We start from the raw sequence: 418 nt of genomic DNA, 5'->3' as shown, positions 1-418 counted from the left end.
TCACGCTGCCCGAGCAGGTGTTCCACATCACGACCGGCAAGCACGGCGAACACTCGGAACACATGGGCTTCGTGCTCGCCGAGATGCAGAGCCTCGCGCGCCAGCATCCGGACGCGCGCTGGTAAGCGTGCTTCACGCTCACGCACGAACAGGGGAGTTCACGCACACCGAACGCCTCGCGCAGTTCGGCTCGACCGCGTGCAAGGCGCTCTACCGCTGCATCGACTGCCGCGAACCCTTCGACTACTTCAAACCGTACTGATATGGCCACTCCGCAATTCCATTCGCTGTGCATCCGCGAAGTGCGGCCCGAAACCGCGGACGCGGTCTCTGTCGCTTTCGAAGTCCCGCCCGAGCTGCGCGACGCGTATCGCTTCACCCAGGGTCAGTTCGTCACGCTCAAGACCCATATCGACGG

General features: G+C 63.6%; 1 protein-coding gene and 2 pseudogenes. All 3 read left to right on the top strand.

Annotated features, from left to right (window positions below; translation table 11 throughout):
- On the top strand, positions 1-125 hold a 125-nt coding region (locus VSR34_RS38790; RefSeq protein ID WP_342965286.1), incomplete at its 5' end, for a Phenylacetic acid catabolic protein.
- Between the two features lie 38 nt (positions 126-163).
- A pseudogene (locus tag VSR34_RS38785) lies at positions 164-262 on the top strand (phenylacetate-CoA oxygenase subunit PaaJ); the annotation flags it as partial.
- Between the two features lies 1 nt (position 263).
- Positions 264-418, top strand: a pseudogene (locus VSR34_RS38780) (phenylacetic acid degradation protein); the annotation flags it as partial.

The sequence above is a fragment of the Paraburkholderia sp. JHI2823 genome, assembly GCF_038900695.1.
Classification (GTDB): Bacteria; Pseudomonadota; Gammaproteobacteria; order Burkholderiales; family Burkholderiaceae; genus Paraburkholderia; species Paraburkholderia mimosarum.
Note: the sequence above shows the minus strand (reverse complement) of the source record. Positions and strands in the feature narration are given on the sequence as shown.